The sequence below is a fragment of the Bacillus sp. SW14 genome, assembly GCF_047608225.1.
GTDB lineage: Bacteria > Bacillota > Bacilli > Bacillales > Bacillaceae > Bacillus > Bacillus subtilis_G.
Map to the genome: position 1 here is coordinate 342,546 of NZ_JBLKRW010000001.1, position 18,702 is coordinate 361,247.

Sequence of the window (18,702 nt, forward strand, 5' to 3'; positions counted from 1 at the left end):
TTCACCATATCTGTTATACGAACGAAACGCTGGCCGGTTTCATTTCAGAGAAATCGATTCCTTCAGCCGGTCTCTGAACCAGCGCTTCAACACCCCGTGTCCTTTGTTTGACAATAACGTGCTGACACGCCAATACATAGGGGGATGAGGTGCGAACTGAAAATCAATGAATCTGAAAAGCCAGCTTTTATCACGGGAGAGAGAGTCAATGGTAAGCTCGTCCTCATCTGCTTCAGAGCTGTAGGCGCTTTGTTTCTGTATATCCTCATCCTGCCGAACCGCCAAGATCCTCAATGCTTCCGCCATTTGTTTGTACCCGCCTTCCAACAGTGAGGCGCCAAGGTTGTCAGCGCGCACCTCCATCCATTGTGAACAAAAGGATTGATAGAGCTGAAACAGGATGATGATTGCCATGATGAAGACCCAAAGCGCCACTTTATGGTCCGCGGGATGGGCGATATGCTGCTCAAATAAGAGGATGATCCCAACGACGGCTCCAAGATATAGAAAACGCAAAAGCTGTGATGACAAAACGTCACGTTTTTTAATATGAATCGCTTCATGGGCCAGAATGCCTTCGATGACACGCTGCGGAAGTGTTAGTGTGGCGCTTGTCAGTATGACCATCGACCTTCCGACATTCATGCCGACTGCCATTCCGTTGTAATCATCACTCTCTGTTTCGTATATGCGGACATGGGAAATGCCGGCTTTGCGGAAAATCTTGTCGGCCGCTGCCTGTACATGCGGATGATCACAAGGCTTGGCATCCATTGCCGCCCGCAAAACAATGTCTGACAGGTACATATTGAAAATCCAGTACAACATCACGGCAACGGCCATGACCCATGGAGAGGTTTGTAATCCGTATAATGCGAGCACCAGTAAGGCGTAAGCTGACACGCCTTTTACGCTGGCAGCAAAATAAAGCTTCCCAAGCAGCCGCTTCACATTTTTTTTATGATAAAACGGCAAAACAGAAATCACAGTGCCCTCGTTGTTTTCCGCGTCTGTGTATTCCCGGAGAATCGCTTTCCATCTTTGCGGTTCCTTCACCGTCAGAAACAGCGTTTCACCGGGAAGGGACAGTTTGATGACTTGCTGAAAGCTTGTTGTCAAATCTAAACGAGATGAATACATCGTCAGAAGCGGATGGAGCTTTAAGAGATCAGCTGTTGATTCAAGCTGGATGTCTTTCAAATCGGAAAGCGGGTATGTACGGGTTTCGTAACGCGAGCTAATGTGCAATTTTTCTAAGGACGCCGAATACAAAACGGTTACACTGAAAACATTCCAGATTCGTTTCACCAGTGCTCCTCCGCCGGAGATCATGCCTAAAAGGATCACATATTTGAGAGCGCTTGGATCAGGTCCATAGATGAAAAAAATAATGGCGCCCGCAAACACAACGGCGGTCAGCATGATGTCTGACAGGAGGCGTGTTTTGTTTCTGGCAAGCTCGATTTCCTGCCAGTCTCCCGAAGGTTTTTCCGCACGTTCTGAGACTGTGAGATCCATTGCGGTCCAGTAACAGTAGAACATTGTCGCGATCGAGACAATGCCGTCCATGAATGATTGATGAGAGAAGATATAAACAGCAGCGCAAACCCAAAGAACGATGTCAATCCAGAAGTCTATGAACGGAATGAGTTTTGCTGCCAGGGCTGATATAAAATATAATCCCAGCCCGAGAATCATAACGAGAAATAGATCTATTCCCATAGGCATGCTAGAGTCCTTTCTATCTGGTATTTCCAACTATTACTATACCATGGCGTGGGAATTTGCAAAAACAGGAATATGTAAAAAAAGCAAGCTCTTTCGTTTGACGAAGAACTTGCTTGCGGTTTATCAATAAAACTGGTGAAGCAGCAATAAGGTTAAGGACACTGTAATGGCTCCCCCGATTCGGGTAGACACCTGGGCGAAAGGCATCAATTCAAGCCTTTCTGCGGCGCTTAAAATGGCGACGTCCCCGGTGCCGCCTTGTCCTGAGTGGCACGCATTGATAATGGCGGTCTCAATCGGATACATGTTCAGCCACTTTCCGGTGAAGAAGCCGACGGCCATCATGGTCACAACGACAGATAGAATCGTAATGATGTTGTTGAGATTAAAGGCGGCGACAAGCTTGTCCCACGGCGTCATGGACACCCCGATCGCAAAGAGCAGCGGGTAGGTCACAGCGGTTGAAAAGAAGCGGGACACCCCAAACGCGCCATTTTCAATTGAGGCGGGCGCCAATCTGAACAGCTTAATCAGAACAGCCAGTAACAGCATGGCAACGGGTGCCGGAAATCCAAAAAAGTCGTGAGCGAGCATGCCGACTAAGTATAAAGAAACAGCAAGGATACCGCCTGACGCAAATAAGGAAAGGTTGAACATTTGCTGTCCGCTTTGCGACTCTTCCAGCGCAGGGGGCTCTTCTTCAGATCGGTCCACTTTGCCGTTGCCTGTCCATTCCGGTTTTTTCTTACCGATTCTGTTCAGCAATCCCGCTAGAATGATCGCGCACAGGCTGCCCAGCATGATCGACGGCAGAACAAGTGCAAACGCTTCCCCTTGAGACATCGGCATGATGTCAGAATAACCGATGGACAGCGGGATAGCGCCTTCTCCGACACCCCCTGCCATGATAGGGATGACGATGTACAGCAATGTGTGCTGAAATCCAAGCCCGAGCGATGTGCCGACAGCCAGTCCGACAATAGCGGCCGCGGCAGAACCGGCAATAAGCGGAATAAAAATTTTCATGAATGCTTTTACGAGTGTTTCTCTTTTCATGCCGAGGATGCTTCCGACAACAATCCCAGCGATAAATAAGTAAAGAAAGTTTGAGTTTTCTGTAAATTCTGTGGTGGATTTGACGATATCATTAGGCAGCAGGTGATAGTAGACGACAGCGGACGGAATAAAAGTAGCTAGGATGGCCGGGCCGCCGATAGAACGAACAATCGGTATCGATTTACCGATTTGGGCAAAGGTAAACCCGAAAAAAGCCATGACGGCAATGGATGTCAAGATGTCACTTTTCACATCGTGATGCATAACAAAAACAGTGATTAATATAAACAGCAAGGCATACACAGGAAGCGGTATAATGCCTACTTTTATATTCATGGCTCTCGCAAACCAATTCTCTTTTCGAACCCCTTCGTGAATTGTATCCGTTTGCAATTGCATTTGGGTTTGAAGCTCTCCCATTGAAAAACCTCCCCTATTCTTGATGTAGTAAAATTGTTCACTACATGAATTATACTAAAAAATTGAAATGTTTAATATATTAAAAATTTACTATTCAGGTTTTCAAATCTTCCCGGTTCAAATAGAAAGAGGCATTCCGACTAAAAACGGTCTATGACGGAGTGCTGAGAAGTGAGGGCTGGTGACGGACAAGCATTTTATTCGCAAGGAACGAAATGTTGATGTACGATAATAAAGGGTCATTTATCCTAGCATCCGTCATAAATCCTCAACAAAATAGACAATAATCCGTCACACAGTGCGGGACTTTTTGGGTATTTTGGTCTTTATTTTTGAAATAAATCGTTGTAAAGTACTTAATATGAACCAGTAAGAGAATGTGTCATTTGATCAGTCTGGCAATCAGGAATCATATTGAATGATTTTTTGACATGTTTGTGAAATATTGAACAAACATTTTTTTCGTCTGCTTTGTGAATTGGTGATCAAAGTATCGCTTTTATTTGTGAAATAGTGAGCAAAATGCAGTTTTTAACCGGAAATGGAGGAGAAAGCATGAGTGAATTAGTTTTAGCCCGCATTCAATTTGCATCAACAACATTGTTTCACTTCTTGTTTGTGCCGTTGTCTATTGGGCTTGTGTTTATGGTTGCGTTGATGGAGACTCTTTATCTTGTGAAAAAAAATGAGCTGTACCTCAAAATGGCAAAGTTTTGGGGACACTTATTCTTAATCAATTTTGCAGTCGGTGTTGTAACGGGGATTTTGCAAGAATTCCAGTTTGGAATGAACTGGTCTGATTACTCCCGTTTTGTCGGAGATGTATTTGGCGCTCCGCTTGCGATTGAAGCATTATTGGCGTTTTTCATGGAATCGATCTTTATCGGATTGTGGATTTTCGGCTGGGACCGCCTGCCGAAAAAAATTCACGTTCTCTGCATTTGGCTCGTATCATTTGGAACGATTATGTCGTCTTTCTGGATTTTAACCGCGAACTCCTTTATGCAGGAGCCTGTCGGCTTTACGATCAAAAACGGCCGCGCGGAAATGAACGACTTTGCCGCGCTGATTACAAACCCTCAGCTTTGGGTTGAATTTCCGCACGTCATTTTCGGTGCGCTTGCCACCGGGGCTTTCTTTATCGCCGGAGTGAGTGCTTTTAAACTATTGAAGAAAAAAGAAGTGCCGTTTTTCAAACAATCTTTTAAACTCGCAATGATTGTCGGCCTTTGTGCCGGTCTTGGCGTCGCACTTAGCGGACACGCGCAGGCTGAGCACTTGATGGAATCACAGCCGATGAAAATGGCTGCCAGTGAAGGCCTTTGGGAAGACAGTGGTGACCCTGCTGCTTGGACGGCTTTTGCCACGATTGATACAACAAATGAAAAAAGCTCAAATGAAATCAAAGTTCCTTATGCTTTGAGCTACCTGGCATATCAAAAATTCAGCGGAAGTGTCAAAGGGATGAAAACACTTCAGGCTGAGTACGAAAAAATATACGGAAAAGGCGATTACATTCCGCCTGTAAAAACGACATTCTGGAGCTTCCGCATCATGGTTGGCGCAGGTGTTGTCATGATTCTTGCTGCGTTAGGCGGCCTTTGGTTAAACCGCCGCAAAAAGCTTGAAAACAGCAAATGGTATTTGCGCATCATGATTGCGCTGATTTCCTTCCCGTTTATTGCCAACTCCGCGGGCTGGATTATGACAGAAATCGGACGTCAGCCTTGGACGGTCATGGGCTTGATGACCACCGCTCAATCCGTGTCACCTAACGTAACAGCCGGCTCTCTGTTATTCTCAATCATCGCGTTCGGTGTGATGTACTTGACTCTGGGGGCGCTGCTTGCCTTCTTATTCGTCCGTGAAATTAAAAAAGGCGCGGAGCATGGTGATCATCATGATGCTCCTGTATCAACAGATCCATTTAGTCAGGAGGTATACCATGTCTCTTCATGATCTTTGGTTTATACTCGTTGCTGTATTGTTTGTAGGTTTCTTCTTTTTAGAAGGCTTTGATTTCGGGGTCGGCATGGCGACCCGTTTTCTTGGCCATAATGAATTAGAACGCAGAGTGCTGATCAACACGATCGGACCGTTTTGGGATGCGAATGAAGTATGGCTTTTGACTGGTGCAGGCGCCATTTTCGCGGCATTTCCGAACTGGTATGCAACGATGCTGAGCGGTTATTACATTCCGTTTGTCATTGTGCTGCTTGCATTAATAGGCCGCGGGGTCGCGTTTGAATTCCGCGGCAAGGTTGATCATTTAAAATGGGTAAAGGTTTGGGACTGGGTCGTTTTCTTCGGCAGTCTGATTCCTCCGTTTGTGCTTGGTGTGCTGTTCGCGACATTATTCCGCGGGATGCCGATTGATGCCGATATGAACATTCACGCGCAAGTATCCGATTATTTCAATGTGTACTCTGTACTTGGCGGTGTGACTGTAACACTTCTTTGCTTCCAGCACGGATTAATGTTTATCACGCTGCGTACGATCGGTGATTTGCAAAACCGCGCCCGGAACATGGCGCAAAAGATAATGGGTGTTGTTTTTGTAGCGGTACTAGCTTTCGCGGCTCTTTCTGCCTATCAGACAGACATGTTTACACGCCGCGGCGAGATAACCATTCCGCTCGTTGTTTTGATTGTCATCTGCTTTATGCTCGCGGCTGTCTTTATCCGTAAGAAAAAAGACGGCTGGACATTTGGGATGACTGGCGCGGGGCTGGCGCTGACTGTAGGAATGATCTTTATTTCATTATTCCCTCGGGTCATGGTCAGCTCGCTTCAAAGCGCGTACGATTTAACAGTAGCTAACGCTTCTTCCGGTGATTATTCGCTTAAAGTCATGTCAATTGCGGCATTAACCCTATTGCCGTTTGTAATCGGCAGTCAGATCTGGAGCTATTATGTCTTCCGGAAGCGCGTCAGCCATAAGGAGCCTATGACTTATTAATGGGAAAAGACCTGTTTCGATATAAAGGAATGAAGCGGATTCTCACCGTGATTACTTGTTTAACGCTGATTCAGACAGCTGCCATTATTATGCAGGCAGAGTGGCTGAGTGAAGCCGTAACCGGGCTGTTCAACGGGAAGAGCATGGCCTCCCTGTTTCCTGTGATCGGCTTTTTCCTCATCGCTTTTGTCGCCCGGCACGGGGTGACGGTGGCACGCCAGAAAATCGTCTATCAATATGCCGCCCGGACAGGAGCCGATTTGAGAAAGAGTTTTCTTGATCAGCTGTTCCGGTTAGGTCCCCGCTTTGCAAAGAAAGAGGGGACGGGGCAAATGGTGACGCTGGCGATGGAAGGCATCAGCCAGTTCCGCCGCTACCTGGAGCTGTTTCTGCCGAAAATGGTCAGCATGGCGATTGTGCCGGCGGCGGTTGTCATTTATGTGTTTTTTCAGGATCGCACGTCAGCCGTCATTTTAGCCGCTGCGATGCCGATTCTGATCATCTTTATGATTCTCCTCGGCCTTGTCGCGCAGAGAAAAGCGGATCGCCAGTGGAAATCCTATCAGAGACTTTCCAATCATTTCGTTGATTCTCTTCGCGGGCTGGAGACATTGCGTTTTTTAGGTTTGAGCAAGTCGCACAGCAAAAACATTTTCTACGTTAGTGAGCGGTATCGCAAAGCAACGATGAGCACACTTCGGGTGGCATTTTTATCTTCATTCGCCCTCGATTTTTTCACGATGCTGTCAGTGGCGACAGTTGCAGTGTTTTTGGGCCTGCGCCTAATTGACGGAGATATTTTGCTTGGTCCCGCCTTAACGGCGCTCATTCTGGCACCTGAGTATTTTCTGCCGGTGCGGGAAGTGGGGAATGATTATCATGCAACGCTGAACGGACAGGAAGCAGGCAAAACCATTCAAGAGATTTTGTCGCAGCCTGGTTTTAAAAAAGAGGCGCCGCTTCAGCTTGGGACGTGGTCCGGTCAGGATGAGCTGAAAGTGTCCGGCGTGTCAGTCGGCCGGTCGGTGTCCGATATTGATTTGTCATTGAAAGGCAAGAAAAAAATCGGTATCATCGGTGCAAGCGGTGCCGGGAAATCAACATTCATTGATGTCCTTGGCGGATTTTTGGAGCCTGATGACGGTATGATCGAGGTCAATGGCTCAAGCCGGTCCCACTTGCAGGACGGAAGCTGGCAGAAAAACCTCCTTTATATCCCGCAGCATCCGTACATTTTTGATGACACGCTGGCGAACAACATTCGCTTTTACCATCCAAGCGCGTCGGCCGAGGATACAGCCCGCGCCGCTGCCTCGGCGGGACTGACGGAGCTGGTGGACAAACTTCCGGACGGATTAGAGGGACGGATCGGGGAAGGCGGCCGGGCGCTCAGCGGCGGCCAGGCTCAGCGTGTCGCACTGGCCCGTGCCTTTTTGAGAAACCGCCCAATCCTGCTGCTGGATGAGCCGACCGCCCATCTTGATATCGAAACAGAATATGAATTAAAAGAAACGATGCTGGATTTATTTGAGGATAAGCTCGTCTTTCTCGCGACACACCGCCTTCACTGGATGCTCGATATGGATGAAATCATCGTGCTTGACGGGGGCAGGGTTGCAGAAATCGGGACTCACGATGAATTGCTGGCGACAAACGGTGTGTACACCAAACTGGTGAAGGCGCAACTGGGGGAAAGAGCATGAAGAAAGAAGAATGGATTCTGCCGTATATCAAGCAAAATGCCCGCCTTTTCGTTCTGGTTATCTTGTTGGGAGCGGTGACGATTTTTTCTGCTGCTTTTCTCATGTTCACCTCAGGATTTTTGATCTCGAAGGCGGCGACAAGGCCGGAAAACATCCTGCTCATTTATGTGCCGATTGTCGCTGTGCGCACCTTTGGGATTGCACGGTCTGTGTCACGATATGCGGAACGCCTTGTCGGCCATCACATCATTTTAAAAATCGTGTCCGACATGCGCGTCCGCCTTTACAACATGCTTGAGCCGGGTGCTTTGATGCTGCGTTCCCGATTTCGCACGGGGGATATGCTCGGCATTTTGTCGGAGGATATTGAGCATTTGCAGGATGCCTTCTTAAAAACGATTTTTCCTGCGATCTCGGCCTTGCTTCTGTATGCTGTTTCAGTAATCGCGCTTGGCTTCTTCTCTTGGCCGTTTGCCATATTGCTTGCGCTTTACTTGTTTGTTCTTGTTATACTGTTTCCGGTTGTGTCTTTGCTCGTGACGAGAGCGAAGAATGCGAAGCTGAAAAGCGGGCGGAATGTGCTGTACAGCCGGCTGACAGATGCCGTGATGGGTGTCAGCGACTGGATGTTCAGCGGACGCCGGCATGCTTTTATTGATTCCTATGAAAAAGAAGAACATGCTTGGTTTGAGCTTGAATGGAACAAACAGCGCTTCACAAGATGGCGGGATTTCGCCGCGCAATGCTTTGTCGCGGGCCTCATTTTGCTGATGCTGTTTTGGACGGCGGGGCAGCATGCAGACGGCGAACTCGCCAAAACGATGATTGCGGCCTTTGTGCTCGTGGTGTTCCCTTTGACGGAAGCCTTTCTGCCGCTTTCAGATGCTTTGGGCGAAGTGCCCGGCTATCAGGATTCCATCAGGCGCATGAACAAGGTAGCCCCTCAAACGGAAGCGTCACAAACAGAATCAGCGGCTGAAACGCTCGATCTCCAAGATGTCACACTGTCCTTTCGTGATGTGGCGTTTGCTTATGATAACAGCAGCCGAGTGCTGAACGGCTTTTCCTTTACGCTGGGCCAAGGAGAAAAAATGGCGCTACTCGGCCGGAGCGGGTCTGGGAAATCAACGTCGCTCGCATTAATCGAGGGCGCCTTAAAGCCGGATTCAGGATCTGTGACGTTAAACGGAGTGGAGACCGAGCTGTTAAAGGATCAGATTGCTGATACGGTAGCTGTGTTAAATCAAAAACCTCATCTATTTGATACAAGCATTCTGAACAACATCAGGCTTGGAAATGGCGACGCAAGCGACGAGGATGTGCGCCGTGCTGCAAAGCAGGTGAAGTTGCATGATTATATTGAGTCACTGCCTGACGGATATCATACTTCTGTTCAGGAAACCGGCATCCGGTTTTCCGGAGGGGAGCGCCAGCGGATCGCACTCGCCCGGATTTTGCTGCAGGATACGCCGATCATCATCCTCGATGAGCCGACAGTCGGACTCGATCCCATTACAGAACGCGAACTAATGAATACGGTGTTTGAAGTACTGAAAGGAAAAACGATTTTATGGATTACGCACCACCTCGCGGGAGTGGAAGCGGCAGATAAAATTGTGTTTCTCGAAAACGGCAAAACAGAAATGGAAGGAACGCACGAGGAACTGCTGGCGGTAAACGAGCGGTATCGCCGCTTGTATCATCTTGATGTTCCTGTGAAATAAGACAGCTCCCTAAGGCTGTCTTTTTTTGTTTGAAATAGAAGAGGTACAGGAAAAATAGGAAGAGAAAGCAGAGGAGGGATAGAGATGAATATTCCAATTTGGACGGAGGAGCATGTGAGGGCCTCGCTCCCTGAAAGAGATGCGGAGAGCCATAAAGGCACGTACGGTACCGCATTGCTTCTGGCGGGAAGCGACGACATGCCGGGCGCAGCGCTTCTGGCGGGGCTTGGGGCCATGCGGAGCGGACTAGGGAAGCTTGTTATAGGCACGTCTGAAAACGTGATCCCGCTGACCGTTTCTGTTCTGCCCGAGGCGACCTATTGGCGTGACGGCTGGCAAAAAGCGGCGCACGCTCAGCTTAAAGAGGCGTACCGCGCTATTGCTATCGGACCGGGGCTTCCGCAAACCGAAAGCGTACAGCAGGCAGTTGATCATGTGCTTGCGGCCGATTGCCCTGTTATCTTGGATGCCGGAGCGCTGGCAAAGCGCACATATCCGAAACGGAAGGCGCCTGTCATCCTCACGCCGCACCCGGGCGAGTTTTCCCGTATGACAGGTGTTCCTGTGAAAGAGCTGCAAAACAAAAGAGCGGAATATGCAAAGGAATGGGCGGCTCAGCTGCAGGCTGTCATTGTGTTAAAAGGAAATCAAACCATTATTGCGTTCCCCGATGGCGACTGCTGGTGCAATCCAACTGGAAACGGAGCGCTCGCCAAGGGCGGCACCGGTGACACGCTGACAGGCATGATATTGGGCATGCTCTGCTGCCATGAAGACCTGAAACATGCGATATTAAACGCGGTCTATCTGCACGGTGCGTGCGCCGAGCTCTGGACGGACGAGCACTCAGCCCATACGCTGCTCGCTCACGAGCTTTCTGACGTGCTGCCTCGCGTGTGGAAACGGTTTGAATAAAAATAGCAGTAACATAAAAAGCTGTCTTCACAAGGAAGACAGCTTTTCTTGATAACCCGCTTGTTTTTTCAGACGCGGTTTCATCAATACATAGTAAAGAACAGAAGGCACGGCCAAGCCGACAATCCATGCGATGTCTCCGCCGCCAAACATTTTGGCCAGCGGTCCGATGTAAAAGGATGTATTGATAAACGGGATTTCCAGCAAGATGGACAGAACGAACGCAATCGTGGTGATCCAATTGACCTTTCCATACGGCCCGTTCACATCGAACATGGCTTTGACTTGATAGTTTCCATGGCGGACGAAGTAGTAATCGACTAAATTGATTGCCGTCCATGGAATTAAGAAATAACTGATGAAAAAGATAAAATTCAAAAACAGCTCCATAAAATTGCTCTGTCCGAGAAGGCTTAAGACTGTGCCGACAAGAGTGACGCCGAGGATCATGATGATTCTGACTTTGGGTGTGACTTTTAACTTCAGAAACGGCTCAAGCGTTGTTGTCGTGGACATGAAAGCCCCATACAGGTTAAAGACATTGATCGCCATTTGCCCGAATAACACAATGATCAGCATAATGAACGAGAAGGGGCCGAACAATTGGACAATCTGGCTGCCTGAGTTTGCCGTAAAGTCAGGCAATGCCGTCGTCAGCAAAGCGCCGAGCAGCATCATCCAGATCGAGCTGACAGATGTCCCTGCATAGCTGTACCAAAATGTTTGAGAAGCCGGTGTTTTAACTGGCAGATATCGTGAATAATCGGCAACATACGGCGCGTATGCAAGCTGCCACGTCGCGACTGCGCTGACCGCCACCAATAAAACAGGCAGATCAACCGCTCCGGGAATCCAGCTGCCTTCCGGAATCGGCAATTGAAAAATGAGTATCGTTGCAGCAAAAAATACAGCAAAAGAGGTCCAAGAAAGGATTTTTTGCATTTTGTGAATCAAATCATGGCCAAAAATGGTGAGTAAAAAACATACGGCGCTTAAGCCTATAATGCTCCATGATCCCGGAATGGGAACAAAGCTGCTTAAGGTTCCGGCCGCCAGAATCGTGCTGCTTGCGAAGAAACCAAGGTAGATAAACATAACTAAGAAGAGGGGAAGAATCGCTCCGATTACGCCGAATTGGGCACGGCTTTGAATCATTTGCGGGATGCCAAGCTGAGGGCCTTGCGCGGAATGAGACGCCATAAATATGGCACCGATTAAGGTTCCGCAAATAATAGCGGCAACACTCCAAAACAGATTAAGTCCCATTGCCACGGGAAGAGTACCGGTCACTAACGTGGTGATATGCATATTAGCCCCAAACCATACGGGGAATAAATCTTTCGCTTTACCATGTCTTTCTTCATTTGGAATATGTTCAATCGTTCGCCTTTCTACTTTCAATGCATCGTCCTCCATATTGGATGTTATTTAAAATCGACATAAAGACATAGCTTAGCAGACTATGAGGGGGTTTACAAATGCGGATGTACAGCCAAACGTCCGAGAAGCCTGATCTGTCAATAGCTGAATAGAATTGTAAAAAAAGCTGAACGGTTTCGAATCCGGTGTCGTCTCATAAGGCAGAAAAACAAAAAAAGGGGGGATCGCGGCCATTGGATACATGTGAAGAACAGCAGCTGATTCAGCAGGCGAAAGAGGGAAACGATGAGGCGTTTACAGCCCTTTTTCACTATCATTATTCTTTTTTATACAAATATTTGTTAAAGCTTTCCCTTCACCCTGATCTCAGCGAAGAACTTGTACAGGAAACCTTTTTGAAAGGGTACATTCATTTAAGAAGCTTCCAAGGCCGTTCCAAATTCTCCACGTGGCTGATCTCTATTGCGTCGAGACTCTACCTCGATCACCAGAAAAAGAGAAAGAGAGAATGGAAACGGAATCAGGCGGTGACGGAAGAAACAATCCGCAAGATCAAGTGGGACGTGTCAGTGAAAGGGGCAGAATGGAGCGAAACGCTTGATCTATTTTCAAAGCTGGACCCTAAACTGCGCACGCCAGTTTTATTAAGGCATTACTACGGCTATACCTACGCCGAAATCGGGCTGATGCTGCAAATCAAAGAAGGCACGGTTAAGTCTAGGGTTCATAAAGGGCTCCAGCAAATCAGAAAGGAGTGGACTGATGAATAAAGAAAAGCGATCTGTTCATTTAAAATCGGAATTGCAGAAAATCGACCAATGCGCTAACCCGAAAATACCGAGTCAAAGAGAGTTGCTTGATCAATTGTCACAAAAGAAAGCCGAACGAAGAAAAAGCCTGCTGAAAGAAGTGATGTTATTTATGTTCTGTGCGCTGGCGATGGTAAGCGCGGCGATGCTGGCATTTAATCAAGTTCCCGCTGTTTTTGTCGTGCTTCAGGTCTGTGCGCTGGCTGTCCTGCCGATTTTGATTGTGGCCGAGAAAAAAAGACAGCTCGGGGAATGCGAGGTGGAGCGCCGATGACACAAACAGAAATGATCATAACGGCTGCGGCTTATCTCATCGTATTGGTGCAGGGGATCTTTTTATTTATTGATGCGAAAAAACGGGATCGTCTGGCATGGGTTTGGGGGATTGTCGGACTGATTACAGCACCGATGCCTCTGATTTGCTATTACTTTTTTGTGATTAGGCCGGACCGGAAGAAAAGGGGGATCAAGCAATGAATATTTCTTGGGAAATGATTTTGCCGCTGATTGTATTGCAGTTGGTTTTGGCGGTGTTTGCCCTTATCAGCTGTATAAAGGAAGAGCGGACAAACGGGCCAAAGTGGATGTGGGCAGCGGTCATTGTGTGTATCAATATTATCGGGCCGATTTTATTTTTTACCGTCGGCAGAAAGCAAAGGTGATCCGGTATGCTGTCTATTGAGTCATTATGTAAATCGTACCGGCATCATCAAGCTGTAAAGAATGTCAATTTTCACGTGAATGAAAACGAGTGTGTCGCACTATTAGGCCCTAATGGAGCCGGTAAAACCACAACGCTGCACATGCTGGCCGGACTGCTTTCGCCAACCTCTGGAACCATCAAACTGTTAGGGGAGAAAAAGCCGGATCGTCGTTTGATCGGGTACCTTCCGCAGTATCCTGCTTTTTATTCGTGGATGACCGCAAACGAATTTTTAACATTTGCCGGGAGACTGTCAGGGCTTTCAAAGAAAAAGTGCCAAGAGGAAATCGGCGGGATGCTTGAATTTGTCGGCTTGCAGGAAGCGGCACACAAAAGAATCGGCGGCTATTCAGGCGGCATGAAGCAAAGACTCGGTCTGGCACAGGCGCTGCTCCATAAACCGAAGCTGTTGATTTTGGATGAACCGGTGTCCGCTCTTGATCCGTCAGGACGGTTCGAGGTGCTCGATATGATGCGGGAGCTGAAGAAGCATATGACTGTTCTGTTTTCCACACACGTTTTGCACGATGCGGAGCAGGTGTGTGATCAGGTGGTGATCATGAAAAACGGGGAGGTTTCATGGAAAGGCGCATTACAGCAGCTTAAGAAACAGCATCAAACGAACGTTTTCACCCTTACAGTGAAAGAGGAGCTGAGGGGCTGGCTTGAAGAGAAGCCTTATGTATCAGGTATTGCCTATATGAATCCGTCGCAAGCTGTTTTCGAGCTGCCTGGTATACACGCTGGCCGGACATTGCTGAGTGATTGTATCCGAACGGGATTGACCGTTACCCATTTTGAACAGAAAACGGAGTCTCTTGAAGACGTCTATCTAAAGGTGGTGCACGCATGAAGGTGATGATGACTCTATTTCAAAAAGAATGGCTCGATGGGTGGAAAAGCGGCAAGCTGATCTGGCTGCCGATCGCGATGATGATCGTCGGGCTGACACAGCCGCTGACCATTTATTATATGCCGGAAATCATTGAACACGGAGGAAACCTTCCGGACGGCATGAAAATCAGTTTTACGATGCCCTCAGGGTCTGAAGTGATGGTCAGCACGCTTTCTCAATTCAACACGCTTGGCATGGCTCTGGTCATCTTCAGCGTGATGGGCAGCGTGGCGAATGAAAGAAATCAAGGCGTAACGTCGCTGATCATGTCGCGGCCTGTGACGGCAGCCCATTATATCGTGAGCAAATGGCTGACCCAAAGCGTGATCGGAATCGCGTCGTTTGCCGCTGGATACGGGCTTGCTTATTATTACGTCAGGCAGCTGTTTGAGGACACATCCTTCAGCCGCTTTGCCGGAAGCCTTGGTCTTTACGCTCTTTGGATCATGTTTATTGTGACTGCCGGCCTTGCCGGAAGCACGATGTTTCGGTCTCTCGGAGCAGCCGCGGCTTCCGGGATCGGGCTGACGGCCGCGGTTTCTTTTGCTGTTTCGCTATTTCCTGATGGTGCGAAATGGCTTCCTGCTGCGCTTTGCAAGCAGGCGGAGCATATCCTTCTTCATGGAGAGCGGGCGGATTTTTTCGGATGGTCGCTCACATTCTCTATTTTGTCCATCGTGCTTCTGGCCATGTTTTCTGTGTGGCGCTTTCAGCGATATGAAAGCTATTAATTGGCCATGCTGCGCTTTTGCATGAGCATGACAAGAAAGGCGGCAAATGCCAGCGCCCCGGCTCCATAAAAAACCCCCGAAAGCCCGAAAAGCTGTGCGATTTTTCCGGCGAGAAGGGGTCCAAGGAAGATGCCCAATGCATAAAACGATTGATAGAATCCCATGACTGACATTTTTAAAGGGGCAGAACTGATATGGACGACATGGCCTAGCAGCAAAGGGAACACGAAACCGAGCGCCATCCCGATGCAGGCGTGCGTGATGCAAACCGTGAACAATGTAGCTGAAAAAGGAACGAATAGCAAACAGGCTCCGGTCACTGCAAAACTGGAGAGCAGCACGGAGTAAGCGATCCGGCTTGTCATGCGCAGAAACACAACGCTTAATGTGGCGGCTGCGTGAGGGAGGAAAAAGGCGCTCATCACCCAAAGCAGCTCCGCGTCACCCAATCCGAGCTGATGAATGTAAAGCGGTGTAAAACCAAACACTGTCATAAATAACACCGCGTGGGCGGTCATAGACAGGATGGTGAAAAGCTTGAGCTTCGGCAGCCGCAATGTGTCTTTGATGTATTGCGGCACACCGATTGTGTCGCGATTCGCGGGAGAAGCCGACGGGTCTTTAATAAAGCAGCAAATCACCAGACCGGCGGCCGAGGCCGCCAGCGCCATCCAAAACGGAACCTGCCTGCCTAAGTGGGCTGCCGCAAGCCCGCAGAACACAATGCTGACAAACTGAGGCATGACGGTGAAAAACTGCATGATGCCCATTGCTTTTGAGGCGTTTTCGCTGTTGAAATATTGTGCATATAAAATCGTCGCCATGACCCACATAGAGGCGGTGATCCCCGCAAACAGCCGGGCGGCCAGCACGAAGAAGAAAGAATCAAACAGGAGAAAAAGCAGGCTGCTGAGGATGGAAAACCCAAACCCGGCAATTAACAATTGCTTGCGCATAGAAAACAGAATGTCTGACAGCAAGCCGAGCGGAAATCGAAGAAGAATTTGCGTCACCCCGTAACTGCCGAGAATGATTCCGATGGCGCCATATGAAAAGTGCAGGTCCTCCAAATACAGGCTGAATACAGGGACGTAAATATAGCCTGAAAACCAAAAACAAAATACCATGCATAAGAAAACGGCGTGATCTAAAGCGCCGATTGTTTTTTTCTGAGACATCATGTCCTGCTGTAATTCCATCTTCCCTCTCCACCTTTTTCTTCCAGTACAACACAATTGCTGAGAGCGTTTCAATAGAAAAATAAAAAACAGGACTTCCAAAAGCCCTGTTCGATGTTTTAATACGGGTCAGACGGATGACTTTCCTGTTCAGCTTGCATTGCAGCCTGTTCAGTCTCTGTTGTGCCGATCGGTCCGTTGCTGTTGTTTTCGGAGGCTTTTTTCAGCCCTTCTGCCACGCGTTTTCCGTAGTCGGGATCAGCTTTTGTGAAATTCTCTATCATTTGATCCTGAATTTCTTTTCGGCATGTAGAAAGTGTATTAACCAGATTCGTGATCAATTCGTTCCGTTCAAATTCTGAAAATCTCCGGTAGGTCTCTCCAGCCTGTCCGAAGTTGTTCGTTCTGTCGAGCGCTTCACGCTTTACATCACCTTCGACATGCGGCGTATGATCTTTGCCATCCTGCTTCGCTTCCTTCAGCCCGCCCATAATCGATGGCTCATAGTTGACGTGCGGGTTTTGGCCTTCTGCTCGATCGACCCGATATTGCATTTGCCCGCCTTCCTGGTTGGTGGCGACATGCTTATTCGGCGAGTTGATCGGAAGTTGCAGGTAATTTGCGCCTACACGGTAGCGCTGTGTATCAGAGTAGGAAAACGTCCGCCCCTGCAGCAGCTTGTCATCTGAGAAATCGAGTCCGTCAACAAGCACTCCTGTTCCGAATGAAGCTTGTTCCACTTCCGCATGGTAGTTTTCCGGGTTTTTATTAAGAACCAGTTTGCCGATCTGCTTCCATGGAAAATCGTCTTTATACCACAGCTTTGTCGGATCAAGCGGATCAAAGTCCAGTTCAGGATGCTCATTATCGCTCATAATTTGGGCATACACTTCCCATTCCGGATAATCGCCATTTTCAATTGCTTCATACAAATCCTGTGTTGCATGGTTAAAGTTTTTCCCTTGAATCTCTTCCGCTTCCTTCTGTGTCAGGTTGCGGATGCCCTGCTTCGGTTCGAAATGATATTTCACGAGGACGGCCTTGCCTTCCTCATTCACCCACTTATAGGCGTGTACGCCTGAACCCTGCATGTGCCGGTAGTTGGCCGGAATGCCCCAAGGCGAAAACAAGAAGGTGATCATATGTGTCGCTTCAGGAGACTGGGAAATGAAGTCGAAAATACGTTCACCATCTTGGATGTTGGTCACTGGATCAGGCTGAAATGCGTGGACAAGATCCGGAAATTTCAGCGGGTCGCGAATAAAAAAGATTTTCAGGTTGTTCCCGACCAAATCCCAGTTTCCGTCTTCGGTATAAAGCTTCACGGCAAAACCGCGCGGGTCTCTCAATGTTTCGGGTGAGTGTTTTCCATGATTCACCGTAGAAAAACGGACAAATGCCGGCGTTTTCTTGCCTTTTTCCTGAAAGAGCTTGGCCCGGGTGTACTTTGAAATCGGTTCGTCTCCAAAGCTTCCATACGCTTCAAAATACCCGTGTGCACCCGCTCCTCTGGCGTGGACAACCCGCTCCGGGATGCGTTCACGGTCAAAGTGGCTGATTTTTTCGAGAAAATCGTAGTTCTCAAGTGTTGTAGGCCCTCTGTTCCCGACCGTCCTCACATTTTGGTTGTCGGTGACAGGGTGCCCCTGCCTGTTCGTCAAAGTATCCTCTGATTCGTTTTTCCCGGATGTCTTATGAGAAAGCGTATCCTCGCTGCTTTGGGCATTTGTTCCGTGATGCTTGTTTTGGTGCTCATCTTTCATTGGTTGACCCTCCTTTTTTAAACGATAACAATATGCCCTGAATGGAAAGATTTTAAAACAGCCGTTTTTCTTCATCAGGTTGGGGAATGGTACAATGTAAAAAAATTGGTGAAAGGAGAGGTCGATTCGTGACGAGAGAAAGACATCCGCTGCCCATCACGTTTTATCAAAAAAACGCCCTTGAGCTTGCCCCGGCGCTTCTCGGCTGCCTTCTGGTTAAAGAGACAGACCAAGGCACAGCGTCAGGCTATATTGTGGAAACAGAAGCCTATATGGGAGCTGGAGACAGAGCGGCCCACAGCTTTAACAACCGCCGGACGAAGCGGACTGAGATTATGTTTGCGGAAGCTGGGCGGGTGTATACATACGTCATGCACACCCATACACTGCTGAATGTCGTTGCCGCAGAAGAGGATGTCCCACAAGCGGTACTAATCAGGGCGATTGAGCCCTATGAAGGGCAGCTGTTAATGGAGGAGAGAAGATCGGGCCGGCGTCCGAGGGAATGGACAAACGGACCTGGAAAGCTGACGAAAGCGCTTGGCGTCACGATGAATGATTACGGACGTTGGATCACGGAACAGCCCCTTTACATTGAAAGCGGGTACACACCGGAAGAAATCTCAACCGGCCCGCGCATCGGCATTGACAACAGCGGAGAGGCACGCGATTATCCGTGGCGTTTCTGGGTGAAGGGAAATAGGTACGTGTCGCGTTAGCATGTTTATGCAAAAGACA

At 48.5% G+C, this 18,702-nt stretch carries 17 protein-coding genes; 12 read left to right on the forward strand and 5 right to left on the reverse strand.

Annotation, left to right across the window (positions count from 1 at the left end):
• Nucleotides 1-39: 39 nt before the first annotated feature.
• Complete coding sequence (locus tag ACMX2I_RS01805) at nucleotides 40-1,728, reverse strand: M56 family metallopeptidase (RefSeq protein ID WP_414955995.1); 1,689 nt, start codon at nucleotides 1,726-1,728, stop codon at nucleotides 40-42.
• Nucleotides 1,729-1,851: 123 nt separating this feature from the next.
• Nucleotides 1,852-3,204 carry a citrate/malate transporter CimH gene (gene cimH / locus ACMX2I_RS01810; protein ID WP_414955996.1) on the reverse strand — a complete coding sequence of 451 codons (1,353 nt, stop codon included), beginning with the start codon at nucleotides 3,202-3,204 and terminating at the stop codon, nucleotides 1,852-1,854.
• A 555-nt stretch (nucleotides 3,205-3,759) separates the two neighbouring features.
• Here cimH and cydA point away from each other — a divergent pair.
• From cydA to ACMX2I_RS01835, 5 genes are all read left to right on the forward strand, one after another.
• Nucleotides 3,760-5,163 carry a cytochrome ubiquinol oxidase subunit I gene (gene cydA / locus ACMX2I_RS01815; RefSeq protein ID WP_414955997.1) on the forward strand — a complete coding sequence of 468 codons (1,404 nt, stop codon included), beginning with the start codon at nucleotides 3,760-3,762 and terminating at the stop codon, nucleotides 5,161-5,163.
• A complete protein-coding gene (gene cydB / locus ACMX2I_RS01820; protein ID WP_333519011.1) occupies nucleotides 5,150-6,163 on the forward strand; it encodes a cytochrome d ubiquinol oxidase subunit II in 1,014 nt (337 codons plus the stop codon). The genes cydA and cydB overlap by 14 nt, the downstream gene beginning before the upstream one ends.
• Nucleotides 6,163-7,866, forward strand: a complete 1,704-nt coding sequence (cydD, locus tag ACMX2I_RS01825) for a thiol reductant ABC exporter subunit CydD (protein WP_414955998.1) — start codon at nucleotides 6,163-6,165, stop codon at nucleotides 7,864-7,866. The genes cydB and cydD overlap by 1 nt, the downstream gene beginning before the upstream one ends.
• Complete coding sequence (gene cydC / locus ACMX2I_RS01830) at nucleotides 7,863-9,590, forward strand: thiol reductant ABC exporter subunit CydC (protein WP_414955999.1); 1,728 nt, start codon at nucleotides 7,863-7,865, stop codon at nucleotides 9,588-9,590. Before cydD ends, cydC begins: the two co-directional genes overlap by 4 nt.
• A gap of 84 nt (nucleotides 9,591-9,674) precedes the next feature.
• On the forward strand, nucleotides 9,675-10,505 hold the full coding sequence (locus ACMX2I_RS01835; protein WP_414956000.1) for an NAD(P)H-hydrate dehydratase: 831 nt from the start codon (nucleotides 9,675-9,677) through the stop codon (nucleotides 10,503-10,505).
• A 27-nt stretch (nucleotides 10,506-10,532) separates the two neighbouring features.
• On the opposite strand, the gene ACMX2I_RS01840 is transcribed toward ACMX2I_RS01835, so the two are convergent.
• Nucleotides 10,533-11,906 (reverse strand): cytosine permease, encoded by a 1,374-nt coding sequence (locus tag ACMX2I_RS01840; RefSeq protein ID WP_414956001.1) that lies wholly within the window; start codon nucleotides 11,904-11,906, stop codon nucleotides 10,533-10,535.
• A gap of 212 nt (nucleotides 11,907-12,118) precedes the next feature.
• On the opposite strand from ACMX2I_RS01840, the gene sigY reads away from it, so the two are divergent.
• From sigY to ACMX2I_RS01870, 6 genes are read left to right on the forward strand one after another with little or no spacing between them, the layout of a single operon-like run.
• Entirely contained in the window at nucleotides 12,119-12,655 is a 537-nt protein-coding gene (gene sigY / locus ACMX2I_RS01845; RefSeq protein ID WP_414956002.1) for an RNA polymerase sigma factor SigY, read from the forward strand.
• Entirely contained in the window at nucleotides 12,648-12,968 is a 321-nt protein-coding gene (locus ACMX2I_RS01850) for a YxlC family protein (RefSeq protein ID WP_414956003.1), read from the forward strand. Before sigY ends, ACMX2I_RS01850 begins: the two co-directional genes overlap by 8 nt.
• Nucleotides 12,965-13,171, forward strand: a complete 207-nt coding sequence (gene yxlD / locus ACMX2I_RS01855) for a sigma Y negative regulator YxlD (RefSeq protein WP_414956004.1) — start codon at nucleotides 12,965-12,967, stop codon at nucleotides 13,169-13,171. Before ACMX2I_RS01850 ends, yxlD begins: the two co-directional genes overlap by 4 nt.
• Nucleotides 13,168-13,356, forward strand: a complete 189-nt coding sequence (gene yxlE / locus ACMX2I_RS01860) for a sigma Y negative regulator YxlE (protein WP_162103693.1) — start codon at nucleotides 13,168-13,170, stop codon at nucleotides 13,354-13,356. Before yxlD ends, yxlE begins: the two co-directional genes overlap by 4 nt.
• A 6-nt stretch (nucleotides 13,357-13,362) precedes the next feature.
• Complete coding sequence (locus tag ACMX2I_RS01865) at nucleotides 13,363-14,250, forward strand: ATP-binding cassette domain-containing protein (RefSeq protein WP_414956005.1); 888 nt, start codon at nucleotides 13,363-13,365, stop codon at nucleotides 14,248-14,250.
• Complete coding sequence (locus tag ACMX2I_RS01870) at nucleotides 14,247-15,023, forward strand: ABC transporter permease (RefSeq protein ID WP_289348722.1); 777 nt, start codon at nucleotides 14,247-14,249, stop codon at nucleotides 15,021-15,023. Before ACMX2I_RS01865 ends, ACMX2I_RS01870 begins: the two co-directional genes overlap by 4 nt.
• On the opposite strand, the gene ACMX2I_RS01875 is transcribed toward ACMX2I_RS01870, so the two are convergent.
• Nucleotides 15,020-16,222 carry an MFS transporter gene (locus tag ACMX2I_RS01875; RefSeq protein ID WP_414956006.1) on the reverse strand — a complete coding sequence of 401 codons (1,203 nt, stop codon included), beginning with the start codon at nucleotides 16,220-16,222 and terminating at the stop codon, nucleotides 15,020-15,022. The genes ACMX2I_RS01870 and ACMX2I_RS01875 overlap by 4 nt on opposite strands.
• Before the next feature lie 98 nt (nucleotides 16,223-16,320).
• Nucleotides 16,321-17,964: a catalase KatX gene (gene katX, locus ACMX2I_RS01880; RefSeq protein WP_414956007.1), complete on the reverse strand. Its 1,644-nt coding sequence runs from the start codon at nucleotides 17,962-17,964 to the stop codon at nucleotides 16,321-16,323.
• 128 nt (nucleotides 17,965-18,092) lie between these two features.
• On the opposite strand from katX, the gene ACMX2I_RS01885 reads away from it, so the two are divergent.
• Nucleotides 18,093-18,683 (forward strand): DNA-3-methyladenine glycosylase, encoded by a 591-nt coding sequence (locus ACMX2I_RS01885; protein ID WP_414956008.1) that lies wholly within the window; start codon nucleotides 18,093-18,095, stop codon nucleotides 18,681-18,683.
• The last annotated feature ends 19 nt before the right edge of the window (nucleotides 18,684-18,702 follow it).